The sequence below is a fragment of the Streptosporangium sp. G12 genome, assembly GCF_052983175.1.
Map to the genome: position 1 here is coordinate 43,308 of NZ_JBRIQO010000040.1, position 26,521 is coordinate 69,828.

Annotated in this window: 21 protein-coding genes; 13 read left to right on the forward strand and 8 right to left on the reverse strand. The window is 71.2% G+C overall.

Annotated elements, in window-relative coordinates; all coding sequences use genetic code 11:
• Positions 1 to 37 precede the first annotated feature (37 nt).
• The 7 genes from zwf (at position 38) to ACVCAG_RS41450 (ending at position 8,910) form a co-directional block, all read left to right on the forward strand.
• A complete protein-coding gene (gene zwf, locus ACVCAG_RS41420; RefSeq protein ID WP_447191440.1) occupies positions 38 to 1,513 on the forward strand; it encodes a glucose-6-phosphate dehydrogenase in 1,476 nt (491 codons plus the stop codon).
• Positions 1,514 to 1,590: 77 nt separating this feature from the next.
• Positions 1,591 to 3,486 carry a phosphogluconate dehydratase gene (edd, locus tag ACVCAG_RS41425; protein WP_440088672.1) on the forward strand — a complete coding sequence of 632 codons (1,896 nt, stop codon included), beginning with the start codon at positions 1,591 to 1,593 and terminating at the stop codon, positions 3,484 to 3,486.
• 229 nt (positions 3,487 to 3,715) lie between these two features.
• A complete protein-coding gene (locus tag ACVCAG_RS41430; protein ID WP_440088674.1) occupies positions 3,716 to 4,672 on the forward strand; it encodes a glucokinase in 957 nt (318 codons plus the stop codon).
• On the forward strand, positions 4,669 to 5,280 hold the full coding sequence (eda, locus tag ACVCAG_RS41435) for a bifunctional 4-hydroxy-2-oxoglutarate aldolase/2-dehydro-3-deoxy-phosphogluconate aldolase (protein WP_440088675.1): 612 nt from the start codon (positions 4,669 to 4,671) through the stop codon (positions 5,278 to 5,280). The genes ACVCAG_RS41430 and eda overlap by 4 nt, the downstream gene beginning before the upstream one ends.
• Positions 5,281 to 5,543: 263 nt before the next feature.
• A complete protein-coding gene (locus ACVCAG_RS41440) occupies positions 5,544 to 6,779 on the forward strand; it encodes a TIGR03118 family protein (protein ID WP_440088677.1) in 1,236 nt (411 codons plus the stop codon).
• Positions 6,780 to 7,895: 1,116 nt separating this feature from the next.
• The gene (locus ACVCAG_RS41445; protein ID WP_447191441.1) at positions 7,896 to 8,516 is read left to right on the forward strand and encodes an AAA family ATPase; all 621 of its coding nucleotides are present in this window, start codon (positions 7,896 to 7,898) and stop codon (positions 8,514 to 8,516) included.
• 67 nt (positions 8,517 to 8,583) lie between these two features.
• Entirely contained in the window at positions 8,584 to 8,910 is a 327-nt protein-coding gene (locus ACVCAG_RS41450) for a cupin (protein WP_447191442.1), read from the forward strand.
• Positions 8,911 to 9,050: 140 nt separating this feature from the next.
• Here the strand turns inward: ACVCAG_RS41450 and ACVCAG_RS41455 are convergent, their stop codons facing one another.
• On the reverse strand, positions 9,051 to 10,127 hold the full coding sequence (locus tag ACVCAG_RS41455) for a helix-turn-helix transcriptional regulator (RefSeq protein WP_447191443.1): 1,077 nt from the start codon (positions 10,125 to 10,127) through the stop codon (positions 9,051 to 9,053).
• Between the two features lie 160 nt (positions 10,128 to 10,287).
• Between ACVCAG_RS41455 and ACVCAG_RS41460 the strand changes: the two genes are divergently transcribed.
• From ACVCAG_RS41460 to ACVCAG_RS41470, 3 genes are read left to right on the forward strand one after another with little or no spacing between them, the layout of a single operon-like run.
• Positions 10,288 to 10,800, forward strand: coding sequence for a hypothetical protein (locus tag ACVCAG_RS41460; RefSeq protein ID WP_447191444.1), 513 nt, complete (start codon positions 10,288 to 10,290; stop codon positions 10,798 to 10,800).
• Between the two features lie 53 nt (positions 10,801 to 10,853).
• Positions 10,854 to 11,699 carry a hypothetical protein gene (locus ACVCAG_RS41465; protein ID WP_447191445.1) on the forward strand — a complete coding sequence of 282 codons (846 nt, stop codon included), beginning with the start codon at positions 10,854 to 10,856 and terminating at the stop codon, positions 11,697 to 11,699.
• Entirely contained in the window at positions 11,696 to 13,726 is a 2,031-nt protein-coding gene (locus tag ACVCAG_RS41470; RefSeq protein WP_447191446.1) for a hypothetical protein, read from the forward strand. The genes ACVCAG_RS41465 and ACVCAG_RS41470 overlap by 4 nt, the downstream gene beginning before the upstream one ends.
• 63 nt (positions 13,727 to 13,789) lie before the next feature.
• Here ACVCAG_RS41470 and ACVCAG_RS41475 read toward each other — a convergent pair whose 3' ends face one another.
• Complete coding sequence (locus ACVCAG_RS41475; RefSeq protein WP_440088688.1) at positions 13,790 to 14,983, reverse strand: hypothetical protein; 1,194 nt, start codon at positions 14,981 to 14,983, stop codon at positions 13,790 to 13,792.
• Positions 14,980 to 15,480, reverse strand: coding sequence for a SigE family RNA polymerase sigma factor (locus ACVCAG_RS41480; protein ID WP_440088690.1), 501 nt, complete (start codon positions 15,478 to 15,480; stop codon positions 14,980 to 14,982). Before ACVCAG_RS41480 ends, ACVCAG_RS41475 begins: the two co-directional genes overlap by 4 nt.
• Positions 15,481 to 16,246: 766 nt before the next feature.
• Between ACVCAG_RS41480 and ACVCAG_RS41485 the strand changes: the two genes are divergently transcribed.
• The gene (locus tag ACVCAG_RS41485) at positions 16,247 to 17,002 is read left to right on the forward strand and encodes a restriction endonuclease (RefSeq protein ID WP_440088692.1); all 756 of its coding nucleotides are present in this window, start codon (positions 16,247 to 16,249) and stop codon (positions 17,000 to 17,002) included.
• Between the two features lie 1,802 nt (positions 17,003 to 18,804).
• Here the strand turns inward: ACVCAG_RS41485 and ACVCAG_RS41490 are convergent.
• Positions 18,805 to 19,257: a sugar nucleotide-binding protein gene (locus ACVCAG_RS41490; RefSeq protein ID WP_440088694.1), complete on the reverse strand. Its 453-nt coding sequence runs from the start codon at positions 19,255 to 19,257 to the stop codon at positions 18,805 to 18,807.
• Between the two features lie 130 nt (positions 19,258 to 19,387).
• Between ACVCAG_RS41490 and ACVCAG_RS41495 the strand changes: the two genes are divergently transcribed.
• Positions 19,388 to 20,455, forward strand: coding sequence for a hypothetical protein (locus ACVCAG_RS41495; protein WP_447191447.1), 1,068 nt, complete (start codon positions 19,388 to 19,390; stop codon positions 20,453 to 20,455).
• 208 nt (positions 20,456 to 20,663) lie between these two features.
• Here ACVCAG_RS41495 and ACVCAG_RS41500 read toward each other — a convergent pair whose 3' ends face one another.
• Entirely contained in the window at positions 20,664 to 21,029 is a 366-nt protein-coding gene (locus ACVCAG_RS41500; protein WP_440088697.1) for a MerR family transcriptional regulator, read from the reverse strand.
• Between the two features lie 103 nt (positions 21,030 to 21,132).
• Here ACVCAG_RS41500 and ACVCAG_RS41505 point away from each other — a divergent pair, with 103 nt between their 5' ends.
• Positions 21,133 to 22,026, forward strand: coding sequence for an NmrA family NAD(P)-binding protein (locus tag ACVCAG_RS41505; RefSeq protein ID WP_440088699.1), 894 nt, complete (start codon positions 21,133 to 21,135; stop codon positions 22,024 to 22,026).
• A 127-nt stretch (positions 22,027 to 22,153) separates the two neighbouring features.
• Here the strand turns inward: ACVCAG_RS41505 and ACVCAG_RS41510 are convergent, their stop codons facing one another.
• The 3 genes from ACVCAG_RS41510 to ACVCAG_RS41520 form a co-directional block, all read right to left on the reverse strand.
• Complete coding sequence (locus ACVCAG_RS41510; RefSeq protein ID WP_447191448.1) at positions 22,154 to 22,690, reverse strand: hemerythrin domain-containing protein; 537 nt, start codon at positions 22,688 to 22,690, stop codon at positions 22,154 to 22,156.
• Between the two features lie 219 nt (positions 22,691 to 22,909).
• Positions 22,910 to 24,715 (reverse strand): glycoside hydrolase family 71/99-like protein, encoded by a 1,806-nt coding sequence (locus ACVCAG_RS41515; RefSeq protein ID WP_440088702.1) that lies wholly within the window; start codon positions 24,713 to 24,715, stop codon positions 22,910 to 22,912.
• 124 nt (positions 24,716 to 24,839) lie between these two features.
• Entirely contained in the window at positions 24,840 to 26,363 is a 1,524-nt protein-coding gene (locus ACVCAG_RS41520) for an ROK family protein (RefSeq protein ID WP_440088703.1), read from the reverse strand.
• Positions 26,364 to 26,521 lie beyond the last annotated feature (158 nt).

Sequence of the window (26,521 nt, forward strand, 5' to 3'; positions counted from 1 at the left end):
AGATCACTACTGGTAGATCACTACGGAGCGCCGCCCCATGTCTGAGACCCCTCAACCCGCCGACCTCATCGTCTTCGGCGGCACAGGCGACCTCTCCATGCGGAAACTCCTCCCCGCCCTCTACCACGCCGACCGCGACGGGCGTCTCGCCCCCGAGACCCGCGTGATCGCGATGTCCCGCGGCGGGCTCGACGACGCCGACTTCCGCGGCAAGGTGGACGCCGAGGTGCGCGGCTCGGTGCCGGTGGACGACCTCGACACCTGGCAGCGCTTTCTCGGCCGCCTGCACCACGTCACCGTCGACATCGGCGGCGAGGACCCGACCGGGTGGGCGAGGCTCACCGGGATGCTCGGCGGGTACGAGCAGCGCGACCGGGTGTTCTACCTGGCCAGCCCGCCCATGACGTTCGGCCCGTTCTGCCGGGAGGCGCACCGCGCCGGCCTGGTCACCCCCGCCTCGCGGGTGGTGCTGGAGAAGCCCCTCGGCCGCGACCTGGCCAGCGCGTTGCGCATCAACGACGAGGTCGGCGCCATCTTCGAGGAGCGGCAGATCTACCGCATCGACCACTACCTCGGCAAGGAGACGGTCCAGAACCTCCTCGTGCTCCGGTTCGCCAACGCGTTCCTGGAGCCGATCTGGAACTCCCTCTGGATCGACCACGTCCAGATCACCGTCGCCGAGACCGTGGGCACCCCCGGCCGCCGCGGCTACTACGACCACGCGGGCGCGCTGCGCGACATGGTGCAGAACCACCTGCTCCAGCTGCTGTGCCTGGTGGCGATGGAGCCGCCGTCGCGCAACGACCGCGAGTCGATCCGCGACGAGAAGGTCAAGGTCCTCCAGTCGCTGCGGCCCGTCACCGGCGGCGAGGTGGACCGTTTCACGGTGCGCGGCCAGTACACGGCGGGCGAGTCCGGCGGCGTCCGACTGCCCGGCTACCTCGACGAGCCCGACAGCACCGCGCCCACCGAGGACTCCCGCCGGGTGGAGACCTTCGCCGCGATCCGCGCCGAGGTGAAGAACTGGCGCTGGGCCGGGGTGCCGTTCTACCTGCGGACGGGCAAGCGCATGCCGAACCGCTGCTCGGAGATCGTGGTGCAGTTCAAGGACGTGCCCCACTCGATCTTCCCCGGCAGCACGCCCAACCGGCTGGTGCTGCGGCTGCAGCCGAGCGAGGGCATCCAGCTGAACATCATGGCCAAGGAGCCGGGCGCGGGCGAGGTGGCGCTCAAGCCGGTCCCGCTGAGCCTCAGCTTCGCCGAGACCTTCACCGGCCGGGTGCCCGAGGCCTACGAGCGGCTGCTCATGGACGTCCTCACCGGCAACCCGACCCTGTTCATGCGACGCGACGAGGTCGAGGCCGCCTGGCGGTGGATCGACCCGATCCTCGACGAGTGGGACTCCCAGGGCACCCCGCCCGAGCCGTACCCGGCGGGCAGCGCGGGCCCCGCCACGGCCCACGAGCTCGTCGGCCGCAGCGGGCGCGTCTGGCACGAGGAGGGGCAGGCGTGAGCGCGCGAGCCGGGCACCCTCACCAGAACGACCACGACACCGGAAACGACGACGCATACCACGACCGAGGAGGCCGGATGCATCCCGTGATCCAGGAGGTGACCGACCGTCTGGTCGAGCGCAGCCGTCCCAGCCGCACCGCGTACCTGAACCGTCTGCACGCCGAGGCCGAGGCGGCCCGCCTGCGCGGGCCCGCCAGGGCGAGCCTGGGCTGCGCCAACCTGGCGCACGGCTTCGCCGCCGTGGGCGAGAGCGACAAGCGGGACCTGCGCGCCAACGTCAAGCCGGGCGTGGCGATCGTGTCGAGCTACAACGACATGCTGTCGGCGCACCAGCCGTACGAGGCCTACCCGGCGATCCTCAAGGCGGCCGTCAGGAAGGCGGGCGGCGTCGCGCAGTTCGCCGGGGGCGTGCCCGCGATGTGCGACGGCGTCACCCAGGGCCGGGCGGGCATGGAGCTGTCGCTCTACAGCCGCGAGGTCATCGCGATGGCCACCGCGATCGCGCTCTCGCACGACATGTTCGACGCCTCCCTCATGCTCGGCGTCTGCGACAAGATCGTTCCAGGCCTGCTGATCGGGGCGCTGCACTTCGGCCACCTGCCCACGGTGTTCGTCCCCGCCGGGCCGATGACCTCCGGCCTGCCCAACAAGGTCAAGGCACGCACCCGGCAGCTGTTCGCCGAGGGCAAGGTCGGCAAGGACGAGCTGCTCGACGCCGAGGCGAAGTCGTACCACTCCCCCGGCACCTGCACCTTCTACGGCACCGCCAACTCCAACCAGGTCATGATCGAGGTCATGGGCCTGCACCTGCCCGGCTCGACGTTCGTCAACCCGCGCACCGAGCTACGCGAGGCCCTGACGAAGGCGGCGGGCAGGCGCGCGGTCGAGCTGACCGCGCACGGCCCCGAGTACACCCCCGTCGGCGAGGTCGTCGACGAGAAGGCGATCGTCAACGCCTGCGTGGCACTGCTGGCGACCGGCGGCTCGACCAACCACACCATGCACATCGTCGCCATCGCCGCGGCGGCCGGCATCGAGCTCCTCTGGGACGACCTGGCCGCGCTGTCGAAGGCCGTGCCGCTGCTCACCCGCATGTACCCCAACGGCCAGGCGGACGTGAACCACTTCCAGGCCGCGGGCGGCATGCAGGTGCTCATCGGCGACCTGCTGGACGCCGGGCTGCTGCACGGCGACGTGCTGACGGTCGCCGGGCGCGGGCTGGACCACTACCGCTCGGCCGTCGAGCTGAAGGAGGGCGAGCTGGTCTGGCAGGAGCGCACCGAGGGCAGCACCGACCTCGACGTGCTGCGCCCGGTCTCCGACGCGTTCTCCGCCGACAGCGGCATCCACATGCTCGACGGCAACCTGGGACGCGCGGTCAGCAAGGTCTCCGCGGTCAAGGACGAGCACCTGGTCATCGAGGCCCCGGCCAAGGTCTTCGACGACCAGCTGCAGCTGCTGCGCGCCTTCGACGCGGGAGAGCTGGACGGGCAGGACTTCGTGGCGGTCATCCGCTACCAGGGGCCGAGCGCGAACGGCATGCCCGAGCTGCACAAGCTCACCCCGCCGATGGCGGTGCTGCTGGACAGGGGCCAGCGGGTGGCGATCGTCACCGACGGCCGCATGTCCGGCGCGTCCGGCAAGGTCCCGGCCGCCATCCACCTGTCGCCCGAGGCCGCCGACGGCGGCCCCATCGCGCTGGTGCGGGACGGCGACCCGATCCGCCTCGACGCCGCCGCCGGAACCCTGGAGCTGCTGGTCCCCGCCGCGGAACTGGCCGCCAGGCCCGTTCAGGGCGCGCCGCTCACCGACGCCCAGTGGGTGGGCACCGGCCGCGAGCTGTTCGGCGCCTTCCGCCGCGCGGCGGGCCCCGCCGAGCGCGGCGCGGGCGTCTTCGCCCTGAACGGCCACGCCGAGGCCGTCGCGAACGGCACGCGCCTGGCGACCGCCCAGAGCGGAATCCGTGCGTGAGAAAACAGACCACCGTCTCCTTCGCACGATCCGGATTCGCACGATCCACATTCGTACGGCCTCCCTCCGCGCGGCCCACGTCCGCGCGGGTCACGCCGGTCGCGCGGGGCGCGCGGCACGTGGAGGTCGTACGGTCTCCGTCCGTGCCGGTCGCACGGCCCGCGGGGGTCGCACGGCCGGTGAACCTCGGGAGGCCCGCCACGGCCGCCCGACCCGCGAAGGAGATCTCGTGAGCCTTCCCTGGCTCGTCGCCGACATCGGCGGCACCAACGCCCGGTTCGGGCTGGTCACCGAGCCCGGTGGACAGCCCGAGGCGGTGGCCGTGCTCGCGGGCGCGGAACACGATGGCCTACCCGAAGCCGTAGCCGCCTATATCGCAGATCATGCGGGCGGAGTTCAGCCGGGAGCCGCGTGCGTCGCGATCGCGGGGCCCGTGGAGGGCGACCGCTACCGGCTCACCAACGCCGGGTGGACGGGGTCGGTACGCGATCTCGGCATCCCGAACGCCTGGCTGCTCAATGACTTCGAGGCCCTGGCCGCGTCCCTGCCGCACCTGCGGGGCGCCGACCTGGTCTCCCTGGGCGGCCCCGAGCCCTCGCACGGCGTCAAGGCCGTCCTCGGACCCGGAACCGGTCTCGGCGTGGGCGGCCTGGTGCCCGCCGCCGAGGGCTGGGTGCCGATCCCCGGGGAGGGAGGGCACGTCACCGCGCCCGTCCTCGACCGGCGGGACCACGAGATCGTCCGGGCACTGCGCGCGGACGGCCTGGAGCACGTGGTGGCCGAGCACCTGCTGTCAGGGCCGGGCCTGTCGCGCCTGCACCGGGGGCTCGCGCTCGTCCACGGGACGGACGCGCCGAGGCTGTCCGCCTCCGACATCGTGACCCGGATGGACGACTCGCTGTGCGCGGAGACCGTCGAGGTCTTCTGCGCCATGCTCGGCACCTTCGCCGGGAACGTCGCCCTCACCCTCGGCGCGCGGGGCGGTGTCTACCTGGGCGGCGGCGTGCTTCCGCGTATCGTGGACCGGGTCCGCTCCAGCGACTTCCGCCGTCGCTTCGAGGCCACCCCGACCCTGAACGACTACCTTTCCGGCATCGCCACGGCGCTGATCGTGGCCCCCCAGCCCGCCCTGACCGGCGCGGCGGCCTGGCTGAACCAGCGCCTGTCCACCATGGAGTTCGTATGAGTCTGCTCGACATCGCCCCGGTCGTCCCGGTCGTCGTGATCGACGATCCGGAGACCGCGGTCCCCCTGGCCCGCGCCCTGGTCGCGGGCGGCCTGCCGGTCATCGAGGTGACCCTTCGCACCCCCGCCGCCCTGGACGCCATCGCGCGCATCGCCGCCGAGGTCCCGGAGGCGGTGATCGGCGCGGGCACCATCCGCACCCCGGCCGACGTGGCGGCCGCCGTGGCGGCCGGTTCCAAGTTCCTGGTCAGCCCGGGGACCACGCCGGGGCTGGTCGACGCCATGGAGGTCAGCGGGGTGCCGTTCCTGCCCGGCGTGGCGACCGCGTCGGAGGTCATGGCCCTCGCCGAGCGCGGGGTGACCGAGATGAAGTTCTTCCCCGCCGAGGCGGCCGGCGGCCTGCCGTACCTGAAGGCGCTCGGCGGCCCGCTGCCGCAGGTCAGGTTCTGCCCGACGGGCGGCATCAAGCTCGCGACGGCCCCCGACTACCTCGCGCTGCCGAACGTCGGCTGCGTGGGCGGGACCTGGCTCACCCCGGCCGACGCGCTCGCCAGCGGCGACTACGCCAGGATCGAGAAACTGGCCACCGAGGCGGCCGCCCTCCGCTGACCCCTCCCGCCCGGCGGGGCCTCGAAAGACCCCGCGAGCGCGCCTCCTCCTCCCTTGGCGCGCGCCGCGGCCATGAGTCGCCGTGACCCGGTGTGACGCTCATGGGATCAGGCCCGTGGCCGCCCCACCCGGCGGTCGCGGGCCGCCCTTTTTCCGCCCGCCCGGCTCCTCCCAGGTCCGGACCTTTCCGAAACGGACTGAACCGCGCACGAACCCCACGCGTATCTCGCGGCGAAAGGCACTCCCTCACAGAGGAGCCATGAATGCGAGTACGCATCGTCACGATCTGCGCCACGGTCCTGGTCATGGGCGTCGCCGGTACGGCGTCCGCCGGAACCCATCAGGCGCAGGCCGGAGCGAAACAGACCAAGACCGGCAGCGGCCCGGAGAAAGCCGGTCGGCAGACCCTGCGAAACCATTTCGCGGTCACCAACCTCGTCTCGGACGTCAGCGGACGGGCCGCGGTCACCGACCCCACGCTGGTCAACCCGTGGGGACTGGCCATGGGCAAGACCCTGTGGGTCTCGGCCGCGGGCACCGGCCTGGCCACGGTCTACTCCGGCGGCGCGGGCACCGTGAAGCAGGAGAAGACGCAGGTACGCGTCCCCGGCGGCAGGCCCACCGGGCAGGTCGTCAACACGGGCGAGGAGTTCGTCGTCAAGGGCCCCGGCGGTGCCGGGCCGGCGACGTTCATCTTCGCCAGCCCCAGCGGGGCGATCACCGGCTGGAACGCCGAGGCCGACCCGGACGACGCGATCATCAGCGCGTTCGTCAAGGGCGCCGACTTCAAGGGCCTGGCCCTCGCCCAGACGAACCGGGGGCCGATGCTGCTCGCCGCCGACTTCGCCCACAACCGGGTCCACGTCTTCGACGGCGACTTCGACCGGATCTCTTTCGGCCGCCGCGCGTTCCGGGACCCCGGCCTGCCGGAGGACTACGCGCCGTTCAACGTGGAGGTCGTGGGCAACTCCATCCTCGTCGCGTACGCCAAGCGCGACCCCGAGACCGGCAAGTCGGTGGCCGGGCAGGGCAAGGGGTTCGTCAGCCAGTTCAACGGCTCGGGCCGGTTCGTCGGCCGCTTCGCCGCGCGTGGAGCCCTCAACGCCCCCTGGGCGATGACGCTGGCTCCGAAGGGGTTCGGCGCCCACTCCGGAGCCCTGCTGGTCGGCAACTTCGGCGACGGCCGGATCAACGCCTACAACCCGCGCAACGGCCGCCCGCTCGGCCCGCTGCGCTCCTCCGACGGCAGGGCCATCACCCTGGGCGGCCTGTGGGACCTGGAGCCCGGCACCGAGACCGTCGGCGGCACGAACGCCCTGTGGTTCAGCGCGGGCAGCGACGGCGGCACGCACGGCCTGCTCGGCCTGATCCGGCCTTCGGGAGCGGCCACCTCGACGGGCTCCCCCACGGGCAACGCGTCCCCCTCCCCCTCCTCCTCGCACCCGAGTTCCCACAACTCCGGATCCAACAACTCCGGGTCCAACAACTCCGGCTACTGAGTTCGTCCGTGGTGTTCCGGTGTTCACGCCGGAGGTGATGTGGACTCTCCCTCGTAGCGGGGCAAGGGGCGCCGATTCGCCCTCCTTGCGGACCGGCGCTCGGTAAGGCGCTCGCGCCGGGTACCGCCGGGCGGGCGGGAACGGAGTTCGTGAGGGCTCGAAAGCCTGTGGAGACCCGGTAGGACCATCTCGATGGCTCGGGTCGGTGAAGCAGGAAGCCGCGGAGGTGTCCCGAGAGCGACACGGGCTGAATCCTCGGAATTCATGCCGAGGAGCGCGTCAAAACCACTGACGGACCACCGGCGGGCGCCAGTGCCCGAGGTTTCTCCGGCGGCGCCGGCACCCCCACCCCAGCGGACCGCGAGGCCGAGCCGACAGGCCGGCCCGCGCGGAGCGCCGGAGGGGTGCCGGCGCCGCGGCGCGTCCGGACCGGAAACCGAGGACCGGGGACCAAGAACCGGGGCCGAGGACCGGAACCGGGGATCGGAACGGGGGTCGGGGACCCGGGCTCCCGGGCTCCCGGCTCCCTCCGCGGGCGCCCCGGCACGACGCCGCCCGGGAGAGTCACCCGTCGGTGACCGCGCCACCGCCCGGTTTCCTTTAACCTTGAACGAACGAGGGGAGTACTTCCCAAGAACCGGCCCGGTCAATACGGACGCCCTGTGGCGTCCCCGGACGGTCGCCCGTGAGGTGCGGGTGAAGGAGACCTCGAATGGCCGAGCGCATTCGAGGAGCGAGCATGCCCCTGACAGTCCCCTCCCCCTCCGGGCACCACCTCACCGGCGTCCCCCCTCCGGAGCCGTGTTTCCCGGGTTTCCCGGGTTTCCCGGATTTCCGGAGTCTCCAGGGTCTCCGGGGCCTTCCTGGCCGTCCGGCGCGACGCCCCCTCCCGCCACATCCCCACCGCGACCCGCCCCGTGGCCGTGGCCGGCCCGTACCGTCCCGGCCGTCGTCCGCCGTCATCTCCGGACGCGCCTCACGAGTAGCCCTCGGTCCGATCTTCGCCAGGTTCGTCCCCTCCGGTGCCCGCCGGACCGACGGCGAACTCGATCCCGCCACTGGAAGGCTGCGAGACGCACTATGAGAGAAGTTCCCCATACCAGCGAGGTGCACGTGATGGCCACCACACCGGCCAGCCGGTCCTCCGTCGACGATCTGCACTACCCGGCGGGATCGCTGGTGCTCCTCGCGGGGCTCCCCGGCGCGGGCAAGAGCACCCTGCTCGACCGGCTGTACGGGTTGCGCGGCGACGAGAGGGAGCCGGTGCGCGCCGGTGAGGCCCGCGTCATCGACTCGCGCCAGTCCCGCAACTGGTGGGCCCGCTACCTGGGCCCGGTCCCTCCGAGAGCCCGCATCCCGCTCGTGCACACCACCCACGTGGTGCGGATCGCCCGCGCCCTGCTGAAGGGGCACGCCGTCGTCGCGCACACCCGCGGCACGTGGCCGCACATCCTGTACGGGTTCGCCTGGCTGGCCCGCAGGGTCGGCAGCGAGGTCCACCTGATCCTGCTCGACGTGGAGCCGAGGACGGCCCGCGAGGGACAGCTCTCGCGCGGCCGGGTCGTCACGAGCGCGACCTTCGCCCGGCACTGCCGCCGCTGGCGAGTGATCATCGACCGGGCCCGGGGCGGCTCGTTCCCCCCGGCCGCGAGCGTCACGATCCTCGACCGCCCCGCCGCGAACCTGCTCAGGGCCATACGCTTCGACGAGCGGCCCGCCACACGGCGGGACGGATGACTTTACCTTCACCTGGCTCTGCGCCTCGCCCGCCCAGGGCAGGTTCAGAGCGACCAGGAGGAACCGAATGATCGACGTACTGGCTCTCGCCGCGGAGCATCTCGCCCTCGCCAGGGCGAGCTCGCACGGCCGCAGCGCCCACACCTACCTCAACGAGGGCACGCTGCGTCAGGCGATCATCGCGCTGACCGCGGGGACGGCCCTCGGTGACCACGACGCCCCACCGGCCGCGAGCCTGCACGTCCTGTCGGGGCGGGTCCGGCTCATCGACGACGAGCGGACCGTCGCGCTCGGCGCGGGCCAGACCGCTCCGATCCCGCAGCGGCGGCACTCGCTGGAGGCCGACGAGGAGTCGGTGGTCATCCTCACCAGCGTCGTCAACATCGGCGGCTGAGAGCGCCGGCGCGGACCGCCCCACCTGACGTGGGGCGGTCCGGAACGGCCAGGGCGCGGCCGAGGCGGTCACGGGCGGCCCGTCGCGTCCCGCGCGGGCGGGTTCCGGCACCCGCGCGACGGCGTGACGGTCCGGACCGTCTATCCCGCGAGGCGGCGCCCGTCCGTCGACAACGGTCCCTCGCCGAAATGCGGCAGGTAGTGGCGGAAGAAGATGTCCGCGACGAGCGCGCGCCGGCTGCCCAGGCCGGTCTTGGCGAAGACGCTCTTGAGATGGTCCTGGACCGTGTGGGGGCTGATGTTCAGCCGGCCCGCGATCTGTGTCGTGGAGTGGCCGCGCATGACGTGCTGGGTGATCTGCCGCTCGCGCTCGCTCAGACCGTAGGCGCCGAGGATGACCGCGATCAGCTCTCCCGGCTCGGGAGGGCCGAGGGAGACGGCGACGAGCCCTTCCTCCTCCTGCCCCATCGACCACGCCTGGAGAGCCACCCATCGGCCGGACCGGGTGAGCGCGCGGGAACGTGCCGTTCCCGACGAGAGCGCGGCGGCGGCCACCGCGCGCAGCGGCCGGGCGTGCTCCGGCGATCCGTCCTGGAGGAGTTCCAGCCAGGTGCGCGCCGTCGGCGACATCGACCGGGTGGCCCCCTCCCGGTCGACGACGACCAGGCCGGGCGCGTCAGGGACCGCGCCGGTGTCCACTCCGGACAGGAGCAGCGAGCGCCGCAGCGCGGCCGTCGCCGGGCGGCCCAGCCGCGCGGCGGCCGCTTCGTCGGCGTCGGTGAACGGCGCGGCACCGTGCTCTCTGCACATCACCAGCAGGCCCCAGACGTGCGGGCCGTCACGAAGGGCGACCCGTAGTTCGTCGCCAAGTCCCTGCGGGCGCAAAATGTCCTGATAGTACTTACTAGAGTGGATATTTCCGACTGTTGCGCGACTGAGAAGACTCGTGGTGGACGCGCCATTCGCCAGCTCGCGAAGATTACCCGGATCGTCAGCCTCGACATGTTCGATCTCGAACAGGCGAGGGAGATATTCCGGGGAAAATCCCGCCTCGTTCTGCCCGCCGGTGTCCAGCAGGGTGGACGGATCGATCAGGACCGTGCACCACACGTCAGCGGGCACCCGCCTCAGGACCGCGGAAGCGGTGACGTCGAGCACGTCGAGAGCGCTGTGCTGCCGGGCAAGCCGCTGCTCGAAACCGGCCGAATCAGGGAGCATGCCGCAAATCATAAAGCCGATCCACCGCCCATCCCAGAAAGTTGGGATATACGGCGGCTCCCTTTCCCCGATACATCTGGTCACACAGACACTCGCACCAAATAGTACAAATGGGGGAATAATGAAAAGAACGGGCTTCGCACGCCTGGGAGCGACCGCGTTGCTGATTCTCACGTCGGCGCAGTGGCCGGCGGCCCACGCGTCGGCGGAGACCGCCGGCGCCCCGGCCACCACGGCCACCACGGTGACCACGGTGAGCTGCCGCTCCCTGGCCGGCTCGGGCTCCTACTCCGATCCGCTGCGGCTGGGCACCGTCCGCGGCACCGTCGTGGCGGTGGGCTGCCCGCCGCTGACGTCGGGCGCCGGGTACAACCACCGTTACTTCATCTTCTCCACCGTTCGCACCGCCGCTCGGAACTCGGCGGCGGGCGCCCGCTTCCAGCTGTCGGGCAACCTCTCCGCCGTCCACCCGCGCCTGGCGTCGGGACCCGTGACGGTCCTCCGCTCGCTGCAGCACGGCTTCTGGACCGGCAGCGCCTCCAACCTCACCGGCCGCTACCTGCCGCTCGGCGGGCTGAACCCCGGCACCTACCGGCTGGGCGTGGAGAAACTGCGCAGCCCGCTGTCGTCCCTGTCGACTCCGTGGTTCGATGCCGTTATCGTCATCAACTGACCACGGACCGGCACGGTGACCGCGCCTGCCGGCCCCTGAGCCGGAGGTCTCGCATGCCCCCCGAAGCCGAAGGGAACGCGCCCGATCCCGGCCACGCCGAGCGCTCGGGCGGCGTCCCCGCGGGTGACCGGAACGGCCGCCCCCAGCACGGCGCCGTCCGGTCGTTGCGGGCAAGGATCACGACCCTCCGCAGGGCCGGTGCGGCGGAGCCGAGGAAGCCGCTCCGCAAACGGCGCTTCCGCTTCCCGAGGCGGAGCGGCGGGGAGCGGGGCGGGGCCCGGCCGTACGAGCGGATCATCGCGATCGCGATCGGCCTGTCCACGATCACCGGGGCGGCCGCCTCGTACGCGGCGGTGCGGCTGAACTCGCAGGCCATCGACACCGACCGGCAGGCCGTGGTGGAGACCATCCAGGTGCGGACGGCGGGCGTGGTGGCGCACATGAGCAGCCGGTCGAGGGGCGGCCAGGTCGTGCACTACCGGGCCCTCCACGCCCAGGCCGACGCGATCGAGGCCGTCGACCCCGACGAGGCCAGGGCCCTTCGCGAGGTCGCCGACGGCTTCCTCGTCGACCAGTACATCGACCGCCGCCACCTTCCCGGCGCGGGTGCCTCCGCCAAGTGGGACTACGAGATGAGCGAGGCCGCCGTGATCCGCAACTACGAGATCTTCACGGTTCCGGGCGACCAGCCCGCCCGGACCGCGCGACGCGCCGACGCCCTGCACGACCGGGTCGGCCATCTCACCCTCACCGTCGGCGGCACCCTCGCGATCGTGCTCCTGCTGACCGTCGCCCGCCTCGTCGCGCCGCCGCGGCGCGACCGGCTCCTGCGAGCCTCCCTCGGCGGGTACGGGCTGCTCACCGTCCTGGCCCTGTGGCTCTCCCTGGCCCCGGTATGACGGAGGGACCCGGTACGACGGAGGAGTTCGACACCCCGTTCAAGCGCGGGCTCGCGCTCACGATGACCGCGGTGGGCCTGCTCGCGGGAGTGCTCACCTACCTCGGGGGGCAGGCGGGCGCCCAGGAGGACAGGAACGCCCGTGAGGCGCAACGCGCCTCCGTCACCGCGCTGGCCGCCCAGGCGGGGGCGACGGCGGACTCCATGGAGAGCACCGCCAACCTCGGCGCCGCCACCACCGTCAAGCGCCGTCACGACCTCGAGTCACTCCGGGCCACGCTGCTCGGCGAGCGGGAGCACGAGGCCGTCGCCGACCGGCTCCGGCAGGCGTACGGCAAGCTGGACGACTCCTCCCCGCTGCTGGGCGCCGACGCGGTCGCCGCCCAGCGCTACCTCGGTGATCTCAACAGGGAGGCGACCGTGGCGGGCCTCCTGCAGGAGGCGACCCAGGAGACCGCGAGCGCGTGGGGCGACAGGAGCAACACCTACTCGGCGGGGACCGCCCTCCTCGCGATCGCGCTGACCCTGTTCGGCCTGTCCCTGACCGTCGGCGAGGCCAACCGGAACCACCTGGTGCGGCCCGCCGCCGCGATAGTGGCCGTCACCGTCGCCGGCACCCTCGTCCTCCTCGTCGTACCGCCCGTCACGACGCCCCGCGCGGCCGTCGCGGCCGTGGCCGAGGGCGACCGTCTCGCCGGGCTGCGCGAGTACGAGAGCGCGATCGCCCACTACACCCGGGCGATCGCGCTGCGCGACGACTACGCGGTCGCCTACGAGCATCGCGCGAGCGCCCGCGTGATGGCGGCCAGCCCCGAGCGCGCCACGTCGGCGTACGTGTTCAGCACGGCCTCACGCAGCGCGTACGAGGCCGCGGTGGCGGACATGTCCAAGGCCGTCGAGTACGGCGGCGACGAGAAGTACACCGCCCTGGTCAACCTGGGGGGCTTCGAGATCCACCTGGCCGACTACGAGGCGGCCGAGGAGCACAGCCGGGCCGCCGTCGCGCTCAACCCCGGCCCGCCGATACCCCGGATGAACCTGCTGCTGGCCCTGCTCGGCCAGAAGAAGACCGCCGAGGCCAGGCGTGCGGCCACCGAGCTGCTCCGGGTGATCAGGAGCCGCCCCGACCCCACCGAACGCAACGAGCTCTACGCCGCCACCCGTACCACCCTCGACCTGGTGTCCGCCCAGCGCGACCACGCCCGGCCCCTCGCCCAGGAGATCAAGGGCGAGCTGGTGCGCGTCCAGGGCGAGGAGCTCGCCCCGAACGCGCGGCCCGCGCCGTCGGCCCGGATCCCGGCGGTCAGGGTGGCCGCTCAGGGTGCCGTCATCCAGGCGACGCTCTCCTACGAGGGCATGTTCAAGGGCGCCAGGATGGCCTCGATCGTCTACTACCGGGCACAGCCGGGCGACGAGTGGCTGCAGCGCTCCGACCTGGTCAGCATCCAGCCCTGGCAGCCCGAACAGCCCTCGGGCACCACGTCCTGGACGGTCGTCGACGCCGCCTGCCCCGCGACCGGCGAGTACCGGGTCGAGTTCTACGCCGAGGGCCGCCTGCTGGCCGGCGCGGGCGCCACCCGGTCGACCGGCACCGGCGTCGGCCTGACCGGGTACGCCGACTGGGCCGGCGGCATCGCCCTGTGCCGCCCCGACGGCTGGGCCTTCTCCCACGACCGGGCCGGCACCGCCGACCTGACCTCACCCAACAGGCTCCACCACCTGGCGATCAGGGTCCTGCGCATCGCCCCGCCCGCCTCTGCCGCGTCCCGCGCCCGAATCCTGAGCACGGTCCGCGAACAACTGGAGCGCACCCTCCCCGCCCGCCCGCTGAGCACCCGGCCCCCGGCCGACGCGAACTTCGGCGGTTTTCCCGGCACCGCCTGGTGGATGACGCTCCCCGACGCCGAGGTGGCCTACCTCTGGGCGGCCCTCGACGACACCGGCAGGCTGCGCACCTTCGTCGCCCGCTTCCCCGAGAACGACCCGGAGGTGCTGAACAACGTCATCGGCTACCTCCGCTTCGTCTGATCCCGCACCCGGGGGACGCCTCTCCCAGGTGCGGGACCCGGCGGGGCCGGAACGGCCTCGCGATCACCAGGCCGCCCCCAGCGCCTGCCGCGGCGAGCCCTTCGGGCGCGGATCCCCGGGACCGTGGTGAACCAGGGTGGTGATCCTCCAGTCGTTCCACCTGCTCAGCGGGAAGACGTCGCCCATGAACAGCACGTGCCGCCCGGTGACGTCGTAGCGGATCAGGCTCCACCGGGCGGCGGCCCTGTCGCCGAGGCTCGCGGCGACCAGCCCGCTGATCCTGCCTCCGCCCGTGACGGGGTACTCGTCGATGCGGTAGCGGCTCACCCGGCCCGTGGGCGGCCGGGTGCGCCCGACCAGCATGGTGCGGCCGTCCGGGCTGATCGTCGCGGCCGTGACCTCCTGTCCCCCGACCACGACGCGAGCGGTCGCGAGCGTGGTGCCGGCGGCGGCCGTGTCCAGGACCCGGGCCTCGGACTTCGCCACGAAACCGAGCGTCCGGTGATCGGCCGTCCACGACAGGTGCTCGATCCGTTCCACGACGTCCGTCGTCCAGACGCGTGTCGTCCCCGCGGGCAGATCGACGACCGTGAGCCGGGCGCCGGGACAGAAGCGCGACGTCCTGTCCTTGCCGCACACCTTGCCGTCGAGGCTGTAGGCCAGCCGGGCGCCGTCACCGGTGACGGCGAGGGAACTCGCGGCCGTACCGGTCACCGCGGGGATCACATCGCGGGTCAGATCGGCCACCTTCCCCATCTTGTCGACCCGCACCCGGTGAAATCGGGTGGTGCTCACGTGCGTCCGGCGGGACGTGACGCTCCGGGCGACGTAGAACGCCGTACCTTCGCCGGTCCCGGCGAGCAGGTACCCGCCGGGATCCCGGAAGCTCCCCTCCGGGGTTCGCGGCACCCCGACCCTGTCGGTGACCGTCCCGGTGAGCGCGTCGCGGACCGTCACCCCGTCGTCGTCGGCGACCAGCAGGAAACGCGGTCCCGAGGAGACCTCCATCGTGGGCCTCACCGTGGGCTCCACCGCGGGCTCCACCGCGGCCGGGCCGCGCGTCCACGCCGGGACGGCCACGCTCACGGCCACGACGAGGAGAGCCGCCACCAGCGGGACGGCCAGGGCGAGCCCGCGCCGGCGCGGGGCGGCCTCCACCCGCACGGCCTCCTCGGCGGGGCGCAGGGCCTCGGCGCGTACCAGTTCGGCACCGGCGGCGAAGGCGTCACGGAGCCGGTCTTCGATCCGCGGGCTCATCGGGTCTCCTCCAGTTTCACGGCGAGCGCCCTGAGGGCTCGAGAGGTGGTCGACTTCACCGTTCCGCGGCTGACCCCCATGGCCTCGGAGATCTCCGCCTCCGACAGGTCGAGGTAGTAGCGCAGCACCACGGCCTCGCGCTGGCGGCGCGGCAGCGCGCGTACGGCCACCAGCACCTCACGACGCGTCTCGCCCAGCAAGGTGGCGGCCTCCGCCGACCAGAACGGGGTTTCCCGGTCACCGGTGAACCGGCCGACGACCACCCGCCGCCGGTGGACCATGCGGCACCCGTTCACCACGGCCACCCGGAGGTAGGGCAGCATCCGGTCGTGGTCGGCCAACCGGCTCCACCGGCGCTGGAGCGCCGCGAAGGCGTCCTGAACGACGTCCTCGGCCGTCTCCTGGTCCCCCACCAGCAGAAATGCCAGACGGACGAGGCCAAGCCGGTGAGCCAGGAACAACTCGGCCACGGCGGCGTCTTCGGAAGCCCCGTCCACCGGCCGCTCCGCCGTCGGTGGCGGTTCCATCACCGCTCGTCGAATCTGAGATCGCATACCTCTTCCATGCACGAACCGCCGTCCAGGTTGCCTCACCGGGCCCGGGAAAAGTGCCCGGCCCTCCGAGGGGCGAGTGACACCCCGGCCGAAGGAGTGCCGGGTCACCCGGGGGCCGCACATGCCGAAGGCCCCACCCTGAGCTGGGGCCGCCGACCGCGCGGGCCCCGCCAATCGGCGGCGCCTCAGGTCCAGCCGCCCATTTGGCCGGCACCGTCGCCCCGGCCAAAGCCCGCTCGCCCAGCCGCCCCAGTGGCGCGTAAGGCACCGGGGCAGCCCTGACTGCTACGCCAAGAAAGCGACAATCCACTCACTCGGCGGAAACACACTTATCCATTCTCGGCTTTCCCGAACGCCGCAAATGCGGGCTCATCTGTCGGTGGCTCGTGTTTACATCTCACGTAAGCAACTACCCGGCAAAACGCCACCGACATTTTCAGGGAGTCGCCATGTCTCAAGGCAGGTATTATCGGCGCGGACACTGGGTCAACAGACCGAAACCGAAAAGCGCGAAGGGTTCCGGCTGGATCCTCCTGGCCGCCATAGCCGCCCTCGCATGGTTTTGGAATCAGAGCGGCGATGAGCAGCCCACCCCGGCTCAACCGCCGTCCTCGGTGTCGGAGCCCGCACCCCCGGCCCAGGCCCCGGCCCCCGAGCAAGCCGTCGACGCCGACCAGGAGCCACCACCCCCCGACCCGACCGAGGCGCCGTGAAACGCCGCATCAGATCGCTTCGGCGGCGCCTTCCCCGGCCGCGCATGCCCGCCGGGCCGGCGGAATGGTGCGCCGCCGCCGTCATCACACTCGTCACCGGCTCTTTCGCGATTCAGATCATCACCATCGTTGTCGACGCTATTTCCAGCACCTGGTACATCGGGGTTTCAGTGGGAGTGTGCGCCGTTCTGGCGATTATCGGATGGTCTCAATGGAAGGCTGTTACCGTCCGGCAGCGTTCTGCGCGGCTGCGCCATCTGCAACTGACGTTGCCGCAACTGGATGCGATGAATCCCACCGATTTCGAGCGGGCCGTGCGTGACCTCATGATCCGAGACGGCATCGCGGCTCGGCACGTGGGACAGCGCGGAGACAAGGCGGCCGACGTCATCGGCCGAGAGCACGGCGGCTATGTCATCGTCGTGCAGTGCAAGCACACCACCACCGCCGCCAAGGTCGGCTCCCGGGTGATCTACGAGGTCAACGGCACAGCCGCCGCCGCGCACGGCGGCGATGTCGCCGTGGTGGTCACCAACGGCTCCTTCACCCGCGATGCCCGCCAGACGGCCGATGACTTCCGTATCCACCTGCTCGGCCGTGACGAGCTCAGCCGCTGGGCCACCGGCGAGGCGTCCCTTCAGCGACTACTGAGACTGACCACCCCGCTGCGGCGCTGGCGGCGTCTACGCCACACCTCTTCCCGGCTCATCCACCACCGTTCTACCCCGCGCCACGACACCCTCCGGCCCTGAAACGGATGTGCGCCGAACGAGCATGGTGCCGCCCGCATCAGCTCGGCGGCCACCGGCGTGGCTGGTGGTTACGGTCCCCGTTCACCGAAGAGGTCGGTGGCGGCGGGCACGACGTCGAACGGCAGGTCCCGACCGTCTCGACACTGCCGCCCTGACCGCAGCCGGGGTGGTGAGGACCCACAAGGCGAACAGTCAACAGGCGTGCACCCGATCTCCAGCCAAGGGGTGAGGGCGAGAAGATCACGGTTGGGCTGTTCGTACAGGTGTTCCGGTTGGTCGATCCGCCGGATTTGGATCTCGTGATGGGGTTGCATGGCGAGGGATGGGAGGGCTTACGCTTTTCCGTCAACGCTTGCCGGGGTCCGTGCGCCTCACCCGGGGCGGCCTTCGCGGTCGCCCCGATGGCGCCGGACAGCGGCCGGGCGATCGTCTGTTTCGCTTCCCGCGATTGCGGGAAGGGTGAACGGACCATGAAGGCCTCAGGGTAAATCGGGATCATCGGCCGCGTATCGCCGGGAATCTTGCTATACCGGACGGTCGGGCGTCGGAGACCGTTTTACCCTGAGGCCTTGTTTCAGGAATGCATCGGGACTATCGGAAGAAGGCCCAGGCCGCGGTTGCCGCCGCGATCAAGATGCAGGCGCGGGCGGTCCGGGCATTGTTGTCGACAATGTCCCGGATCGTCCGCGCCACCTCCCCCATCCAGGAACGATCCACCCCGGGCTCGGGCTCTCCGGGCTCGGGCGCCCCGTCCGCTTCCCGCGGCGGTTGCGAGTCGGTCATCTGTTTCCTTTCGTTGCCGAACTCGGACTTTTGTCTCTAATACGGCGAAAGGCCCGCGCAGAACTCTCCTGGTCGTGCACACGTGGAGGATTCCGCAGCGAGCCATACGCACTTCCCCGGCAACGGCCGGCGAGCCAAGGGGACGCATGCCGGATACGCCCAACCCAGGCCCGGCCTGCCCCACCGGAGTCTGTCGGAGCAACTCAACAGCCCCGGCCTCACCATTCGCAACCGATTCCACACACTCCAGCGACCATCACCCTTAGTGACCAAACAAGTGCACAATGGTAGATTTCGTCGACCCATACTCCCAGCGCCCCTTACACCTGTACTGACCAGCGACAATGCTCACATATCGTTTGGCCTGGAGCGTTCGATCTTGCTCGGCGGACGGGAATCACAGCGCCGACTAGAACGAAAATCCGGTTATCCCGATCGAGTGATCTTCACTCAAAGATCAACAAAAAACCAGAAGATCTCCGACGATGCGCTACACACACCCAAAACAAACAGCGAGCCCCCAAAACAACCACCCGATGCTTCTGATGTGAAAAATATTCTTTTTCACCGGCGCCATAACGGGATGACAACGGTGGACGCGATCGGTAACGACAACCAATGGCGATGCGGCCATCTTCCTGTCACGGACACCATTCGTGACGACACCCTGCTCATACGACAGATGCGCGACGCTATCGAGATGACCGACGACGACGCAGCACCGGCTCGCCCGCGCCCACCCGCTCGACGAGTTCGGCCGACCGAGCACCGGCCCCTCGGATCCCGATCTCCTCAGCCGTACCCGACGGTTCGGACTCCTCGCCGATGTCCGTCCTATGCACGCCCGACATCGTGTCGGCCCCGCCGCGAACCACGTGACCGAGCGGAAGACACCATGCCTCGCCTGCGGAGACACCGCCGTTCGAAGCAGATGACGTGTCTCCCAACGCCACCCCTGCTTCGGAAGAGGAGAACGCCGTGACATCGCAAGTCGAAAAGGCCACGATTACCGGTGGATCTCATCCCAGAAACCGCCGCGCGCCCCGCAGTTCGGTCCGAAGCCGCCGCTGAGTGATGCCGCACTCCAGGCGTACGTCCATCGGACCGGGCACGTCGGTGTCTGCTCGCCGGTCTGAAGGCAACCGGTCCGAATCGAGTCCATCGCGCCGGGCGATGAGCAGTCCCAGCTCGTATCGGCTCACCGCATCGGCTCCGGCGACATGGTGGATGCCGTGATACTCGGATACGGCGAGTTCGAGGAGCGCCGCAGCGAGATCGACGACATGCACGGGACATCGCACGTCGTCGGTGAACAGCATTCCCTTTTTCCTGCCAGTGGCCAGTGAATGCACCAGCGCCTCGTGCGAAGAGTCACCGTCACCGATGATCAAGGATGTCCGGGCTGTCACCGAGGTCGGCGCGACCGCGGCATCCGCGGCATCTCCTGATCGGGTCAGGTAGGTCGCTGCCACCTCATGCCCGGCCGCCAAGCACTGCCCCCGAGACCCCGTTAAGCATTTCGTAAGGGATCATTCGTGCACCGGTGCATAGGGTCGCTTGTGGCGGGCCGCCTCCGATCTTCCCTTCCTTCAGGAGACCTCCATGCGACGCACCTCCCTAGTGCTCAGTGCGCTCGTCGCACTGCCCCTCGCCGCCGTTTCGGCACCCGCGGCTCATGCCGTGCCCGCTTCGGCCGTCCATGCCGACGAGTGCCCGCCGACCACCGACAGGTGGGAGGTGGCCGACCTCGGTTTCCAGGGATACCCGAGAGACATCAACAACCGCGGGCAGATCATCGGAGACGACCCCGAAACGGACCGCGGTTTTCTCTGGGAGGACGGCCGGCTGACCGACCTGGGAACCCTCCCCGGTGGTTGGCGCAGCATCGCCACGGGCATCGACGACGAGGGCCGGATCACCGGAACGTCCGCTGTCGCCGGTGACGTCAAAGACCACGCGTATCTCTGGCAGAACGGGCAGATGCGCGACATCGGCACTTTCCTTCCCGACGCGGTCAGCCGCGGCGTGGTGGTCGGCGGGTTCATCGACACCACCCAGCCCGTCGACACCAACCGCTGGCGGGCCGTCCGCTGGCGCGACGGGAAGCTCACCCGGCTCAAGCTCGCACCTGCGAGCCACGCTCGCGACGTGAACGAGACGGGGCAGGTGGCCGGCTCTCATGGGATCACGGGAGATTTCACCCCCTACTACAAGCGCACCGACCGGGCCTACCTCCTGGAAGGGGAGAAGGTCCACGACCTCGGCACGCTGGGCAGCAACTGGAGCGAGTCCCTGGCCGTCAACGACCGCGGCCAGGTGGTCGGGCACTCCTCCACGCGAGCGGACGGCTTCGGCACCGACGGCTTCTTCTGGAGCCCGCAGACGGGGATCAAACTCCTGCCCCGCCTCCAGGGCGAGGCCAGAGTCACCGACATCAACGACAGCGAACTGATCGCCGGCTACTTCACCTGCTCGACCACCCCCTACGGTCCCGCCGGCCCCGCCGTGTGGACCGGCCACGAGGCCGACCCGCGACTGCTGCCCCTGCTCTCCGGCTTCTCCGGCGCCCGCGTCATCGCCGTCAACGACAGGGGTGAGATGGTCGGCACCGCCCACAGCCTCAACGGCGGCGGCCCCTTCACCGTCGTGATGTGGCGCCCCAAGGGCTGACCCTGTCCGGGACGGCCCGCGTACGGGCGCCGTCAAGAGATACGGGTGCCGTCAAGAGAACCGTCGAGCAAACGGCACCCCGGCACGGCTCGGCCGAGATGCGGCACCGCGACGGGCGCCGCACCTCTGAGCCCACCCGTGGAGCGCGTCGGCAGTGGGGCGGGCGTCGCCCACCCGAGCTGTGCCTCAAGACAGACGAACCTCACCCTCAACGGGTCACGCCGTCCCAGCACGCGGCGGCCATCACCTCGTCGAGCAGGCGCAGCGACGCCTGACGCTCCTCGATCTCGGCGACCAGCCGCACCCGCACCGTCTCCAGTTCCCCGGTCAGCTCGCCGGACAGCACGACCCCCGCGGCGTCGCGGCACGCCGCGGGCAGCACCTCGGCGACCTTGGCGCTGGACAGGCCCGCCGCGTACAGCAGCTGGATGCAGCCGACCACGTCCACGGCGGCCCGGGTGTACTCGCGGTAGCCGTTGGCGGCCCGCGCCGGCACCAGCAGGCCCTGCTCCTCGTAATAGCGCAGCGCCCGCACGCTCATGCCGGTGCGCCGCGCCAGCTCACCGATCCGCATACCCGGCAGCCTAGGCGCTTGACCTTCACACCGACGTGAGGCTTTACGTTTCCCCCGGGACCCGCGTCGCGGGTCGATGCGTCCAGCCATACATGGGGGAGACATGTCATCGGCAACCGTTCTGGTCATCGGGGCCACCGGGGCGATCGGCTCCGCACTCGTCGACAGGCTCGTTCCCGATCATCGGGAAGGACGCCTGCGCCTGGTCGTGGCCACCCGTCGTCCGGATGCCGCGGCCTGGTCGCGGGAGCGCGGGGTCGAGGTGCGCCGTCTCGACCTGGACGAGGCCGAGACCACCGGGCTGCAGGCGGTACGGCCCGCGTTCGCGGATGTCGACCGGGTGTTCCTGCTCACCGGCTACGACGTGAGGATGCTGGCGCGATCCAAGGCGGCCGTGGACGCGGCCAAGGCCGAGGGCGTCTCCCATGTGGTCCATGTCGGGGTGTCCGCCGCCGAGGACACCACCATCGTCCATTTCGCGTGGCACCAGCTCGTCGAGGCGTACATCGAACGCTCGGGGCTCGGCCACACGCACCTGCGACCCGCCTCCTTCATGCAGAACCTGCGGTTGAGCCTGGGGGCGCCGGGCGTGCTCACGCACTTCGTCGGCGAAGCGCGGCCGAACTGGGTGGACGTCGCCGACATCGCCGAGGTCGCGGCCACCGTGCTGCGCGATCCGGGACCGCACGCCGGGCGCTCCTACGACCTGGCCGCCGAGGCGGCGTCGCTGAGCGAGATCACCGAACTGCTGGGCGAGGTGACCGGACGGCCCTGGCGGTACGAGCCGGCCGAACCGCGGGTGTTCTACGAGAACATGGTCGCGGCAGGCGCCGACCCCGTCTACATGGCGTGCGTCCGCAACGTCTTCGAACGCACGCGAAACGGCTCGCTGATCGAGCCGGACGGCGTCTTCGGCACGATCGAGGCGGTGGCGGGCCGCCCCGCGACGTCCTTGCGGGAATTCCTGGAGAGCAACCGCGCCCTGTTCTCCGGTTGATAACCGCGGTGTCACCGTACGCGGACCCGAAGTCCCGGACCGGACCGGACCGGCGGCGCCACCCCGCACCACAGGCGGCCAGGTGGACGGGGAGGGCCGGCCCGATGCCGCCGCGTGGTGTGGAGCCTCACCGGGAAGGGGCCACGGGCCCGTCCTCGTCGTCGATCAGCAGGAAGTCGGGCCGGTTCTCGCGCCACTCGGGCACGTCCATCGAGTTGAGCACGGAGACCAGCTTCTTCTCCTCGTAGATGAAGTGCGTCTGCATGATCGCCGACAGCGCCGCCACCTCCTCGCGCACCTTGGAGGCCGTGGCCGAGTCGGGCTTCTCCGGAAGGGACTCGAGCAGTTTCTGCAGGTTCCCCAGCAGCCAGTCCAGCTGGTTGTGGTCCGTGCGCAGTTCGGAGAGGACCTTGCGCAGCTCGGGGAACTCCTCGGCGATCGCCGGGAACGCGCCCCTGTCCTCGCCGGTGTGGTGGCGCGTCAACGCCGTGCAGAAGGAAAGACAGTGGGCACGCAGATCTCGTGGCGGAAGCCCCTTGCCGTCGAAGTAGTCGTCGACGCTGTCCTGGAGGTCCTCCAGCATCTCGCGAAGCCAGATGTGCACTTCGAGCAACTGGGTGCCCATGGCGGTGAGGCGGCTGCCCGCCTCGGAACGTGCGTTCATGCTCTTCCTCCGGATGGGGTGCTCGGCCCAGTGTCCCCGAAGTCCCGCGTGAGCGCGCGCGGCGGGCTCCGGTGTGGCCGTGGCGGCGTCCGGGAGCGCCGCGTGAGCATCAACCGTGGCCGTAGCGGGCGAAGCCGCCACGGGCCTCCCCCGCCGGTGACGTGACCCGGCCGGGGTACGGCGCCGCGGCGGGCGCCGTACCCCGGCCGGGGGCCCGGATCAGGAGTTGGTGATGGTGATGTCGTCGATGTAGGCGGTGAAGGCGCCGGCCGCGCCGGCGCGGTCGTAGCCGACGAGGATCTTGTCGATGGTCTTGCCGTTCAGCGCGGAGCCGAAGTCGCTCTGGATCCGCGTCCACGAGCCGATCGTGCCCTTGGCCGCGCCCGGGTGCATGTCGGTGCCGGTGGTCGTGGCGGCGGCGCTGTCGCGGAGCGTGGTGCCGTCCGTCATCACGAAGTCCACCGCGACGTTGCGGCCGCCCGCGTCCTTCGGCAGGAAGGAGTACTGCAGCTTGGTCGCGGCGGTCACCGGGATGTTCACGTCGAACACCTGGAAGTAGGCGTGCGAGGCCGCGGTGGAGGCGGCGCTGCCCCGGATGCGCAGGGCGGACGCGCCGATCTGGTTGTCCTCACCGGTCGCGACCGCGAGCGACTGGCCGGTGACGTTGGTGGTGCCGCCGCCGCCCGGGGTGTTCGTCCACGTCGGCTGGGCGTCGGTGCCCTGCTCCACGCTGGTGCGGAAGAAGACCGGACCGGCGCTGAGCGGGATGGGCACCGTGGTCACCAGCGGGTCGAGACCGGTGATCATGCGGGTGGCCCTGCCCGCCAGGCGCAGGTAGAAGTCCGACGACACGTACTTGCCGTCGGCGCTGGTGGTCAGGAAGTACTGGTTGGTCGGCACCTGCGAGGAGTCCTCGGCGCCCGGCGCGAGGGCCGTGCCCTCGTCGTACTCGTCGAACATAGCGATGAACGCCTGCGGCACCCCCGCCCGGCGCACGCCGACGGCCTGCTCCCACATGAAGTCGCCGGACCGGCGCGGGATCATGTTGCGCGCGCCGCCGTTCCAGTTGGACCAGGCGAAGCCCGGGTAGATGACCGGCTGGTAGGCCTGGCCGGTCGCGTTCAGCGCGTCACGGTCGCCGGCGAGCAGCCCGCTCGTGTCGCCCACGTACCCCACCATCCACGGCGAGATCATGTCGAACGCCCGGTACACCGGGCCGAACCCGGGCTTGCCGTCCGCGCCCGAACGCCACTCGCGCGGCACGCCGCCGATGACGTACAGGCCGCGGTCCTTGAACCAGCGCACGATGCGCTCGGCCTGGGCGGCCGTGCCGGGGCGGTCCGAGAAGCCGAAGCCCCAGATCTCGACCACGGGCTTGCCGTTCTCCCTGGCGTACGCCGGGGAGTCGGTGAGGCGGAGCTGGCCGGTGACCACGTCGGTCCAGTCCCGGGTGAGGACCTGCTCCACGTTGGCGTCGGTCAGGCCGCTGACGTCGTACTCGACGTAGAAACCGCGGCCGTGCCTCTCGGCGGCGTCCCTGGCCCTGGAGGTGATCGTGTTGCGGACCTGGGCGTTGGCCGAGCCGGGCTCGACGACGTCGGCGCCGAAGCGCTGGATCGCGGCGCCGTCGATGCCGTGCTGGCTCATCCACTGGAAGTGCTGGTCGACCACGGCCGTCGGATAGGAGGAGAAGAGCGTCGCGGGCTGGCCGTTGCCGAGTGCCGCGTACCCGGTCTGGTATCTGGCCGAGGCGGGGTACTTGCTCATGTCCGGGTAGAGCTCGAAGGTCTGGTTGCCCGGTGAGGGCTGTGTCCCGCGGGACCAGTGCCGCCAGTGGTTGAGCGGCGAGCCGTCGCCCTGGGCGTTGAACCACCCCTGGTAGCCGGCGTAGACCTTGTTCTTCACGGTGGGCGGGGCGGCGGCCTGCGCGCCGAGGGCCGGGGTCGCGGCCGACCAGCTCAGGGCGGCCGCGAGGAGGGAGACGGCCAGCGTCGCTCTCAGGAGGGGTTTGTGGCGGTTATTCACGAATTAGCCTTCGGTGGGGGGTGACGGAGGTTACGGATATGTAAATCCATTGGATTGACTATGTCAATCCACGCGGAATCCCGGTCACCGTCTCTGTAAAGTCCCCCGCCCTCGGCGGGAGCGGTCACACGGCGTCCGGGTGCGCCGTTCGCGTCCGTGAGCCCAGGCTGGGCGTGAACACCTCGTGGAACACGCTGGACGCGGCCCCCACCGCCGCCGCGGCCCGGTTGAGGTGCGACTGGGCGACCTCCACCTCGCGCAGGTGCCTGGCCATCGGGAACCCGTTGACGGCGGCGGCGATCTGCCCGTGGTAGATGTCGGCCACGGCGGGCAGGACGGCGGGCCCGCCGATGATGAGCAGCTCGACGTCCAGCAGGTCGATGAGCCCGGCGGCGCCCAGGCCGATCACGCGGGCCACCTCCTCGATCACCGTGACCGCCCGCCGGTCGCCGCGCGCCGCGGCCTCGCAGACCCACTCGTAGGCGGCGTCACCCGGCGGGACCACCATGCCCGCGGCGCCGGCGCGGTCCACCACCGCGGACGTCGGGGCGCACTCGGGGACGAGGTCGGGACCGCCCTCCGGGGTGAGCCGGCCGGTCGCGATCGCGCACAGCTGGCCGACCTCGCCCGCGTTGCCCGTACGTCCCCGGTAGACGTCGCCGTTGAGGAAGGCGCCGCTCCCGACACCGGCGCCCAGGTAGAGATAGACGAAGTCGTCGGCGCGGTCGGCCGCGCCGAGCCAGCGCTCGCCGATCGCCGCCGCCGTGGAGTCCTTCTCGACGATGACGGTGACGTCCAGCCGGGTGGCCAGCTCGGCCTTGAGCGCCACGTGCTTCCAGTCCCGGAACAGCGGCGGGTCGAGCAGCAGGCCGGCTCGGGGGTCGAGCGGGCCCGGCACGGCGACCCCCACACCCAGCAGGGCCTCGGAGGCGGGGTGGGCGGCCTCGGCGGACTCCAGTGCCAGGCGGGTCATCTGCGCCAGGCACCACTGCGGGTCGGCCTGTTCCGGCAGGGGCAGGTGCCGCTGGTCGAGCAGGTCGCCGCACAGGTCGACGGCCACCACGGTGATCATCTTCGGGTCGAGGTGGACGCCGATGGCCGAACCGGCGTCAGGACGCAGCCGCAGCGGCACCCGCGGCTTGCCGGCGCCCGCCGACTGGCGGGCGTCCTCGGTCAGCAGGCCCGAGGTGAGCAGGTTACGGGTGATCCGCGACACCGCCTGCGGCGTGAGACCGGTGCGCTCGGCGATCTCCACCCTGCTCGTGGACACGGCCTGCCGGATGCTCTCGATCACCAGCTTCTCGTTGTAGGAGCCGAGGGCGAGCTGGTTGAAGGCACGAAGCGCCGGACGTGTCCCGGCCTGCGACCGGAGCCGGCCTCCCCCGCCCTCGCGCCGGCCCGGCATCGGCTCGGCCTGGAGCGGGCGCCCGGCGCGCGAGCGGCGCTCGGGACCGCCTCCGGGGGACTGCCGCATACCGGGACCGCCCACGCCGGGAGCGGGCGTCCCGCCCGGCACGCCACGGGTGGGGCGCCATCCCGCGTCCCGGGCGTGGGGCGGAAACGACGGCGCGCTCCACGGTGAGGTCGACGGGCTCTCCGAATCCGCCGCCGTCCGCACCGGCTCGCGCTCTCCGTCCACTTCACGCATGCCCTCATCCAACACCCTCCCCGCGCCGACGAAAAGCGCCGCCTCCTCCGCGGGCCGCCCCGTCCGTAGCCGGTCCGTCCGGGTTCCCGTGGTGGCGCGGTCTGGTCCGGCTGTGTCTAAGGTGATCTCGTGTCTGCCCCGCTGAACGTCACGAAGAC

Bases quoted from the DNA above. Each gene is read 5' to 3' on its own strand.
- zwf (WP_447191440.1), top strand. From the start codon at position 38: ATGTCTGAGACCCCTCAACCCGCCGACCTCATCGTCTTCGGCGGCACA.
- edd (WP_440088672.1), top strand. From the start codon at position 1,591: ATGCATCCCGTGATCCAGGAGGTGACCGACCGTCTGGTCGAGCGCAGC.
- eda (WP_440088675.1), top strand. From the start codon at position 4,669: ATGAGTCTGCTCGACATCGCCCCGGTCGTCCCGGTCGTCGTGATCGAC.
- ACVCAG_RS41440 (WP_440088677.1), top strand. From the start codon at position 5,544: ATGCGAGTACGCATCGTCACGATCTGCGCCACGGTCCTGGTCATGGGC.
- ACVCAG_RS41445 (WP_447191441.1), top strand. From the start codon at position 7,896: ATGGCCACCACACCGGCCAGCCGGTCCTCCGTCGACGATCTGCACTAC.
- ACVCAG_RS41450 (WP_447191442.1), top strand. From the start codon at position 8,584: ATGATCGACGTACTGGCTCTCGCCGCGGAGCATCTCGCCCTCGCCAGG.
- ACVCAG_RS41455 (WP_447191443.1), bottom strand. From the start codon at position 10,127: ATGCTCCCTGATTCGGCCGGTTTCGAGCAGCGGCTTGCCCGGCAGCAC.
- ACVCAG_RS41465 (WP_447191445.1), top strand. From the start codon at position 10,854: ATGCCCCCCGAAGCCGAAGGGAACGCGCCCGATCCCGGCCACGCCGAG.
- ACVCAG_RS41470 (WP_447191446.1), top strand. From the start codon at position 11,696: ATGACGGAGGGACCCGGTACGACGGAGGAGTTCGACACCCCGTTCAAG.
- ACVCAG_RS41475 (WP_440088688.1), bottom strand. From the start codon at position 14,983: ATGAGCCCGCGGATCGAAGACCGGCTCCGTGACGCCTTCGCCGCCGGT.
- ACVCAG_RS41495 (WP_447191447.1), top strand. From the start codon at position 19,388: ATGCGACGCACCTCCCTAGTGCTCAGTGCGCTCGTCGCACTGCCCCTC.
- ACVCAG_RS41500 (WP_440088697.1), bottom strand. From the start codon at position 21,029: ATGCGGATCGGTGAGCTGGCGCGGCGCACCGGCATGAGCGTGCGGGCG.
- ACVCAG_RS41505 (WP_440088699.1), top strand. From the start codon at position 21,133: ATGTCATCGGCAACCGTTCTGGTCATCGGGGCCACCGGGGCGATCGGC.
- ACVCAG_RS41510 (WP_447191448.1), bottom strand. From the start codon at position 22,690: ATGAACGCACGTTCCGAGGCGGGCAGCCGCCTCACCGCCATGGGCACC.
- ACVCAG_RS41520 (WP_440088703.1), bottom strand. From the start codon at position 26,363: ATGCGTGAAGTGGACGGAGAGCGCGAGCCGGTGCGGACGGCGGCGGAT.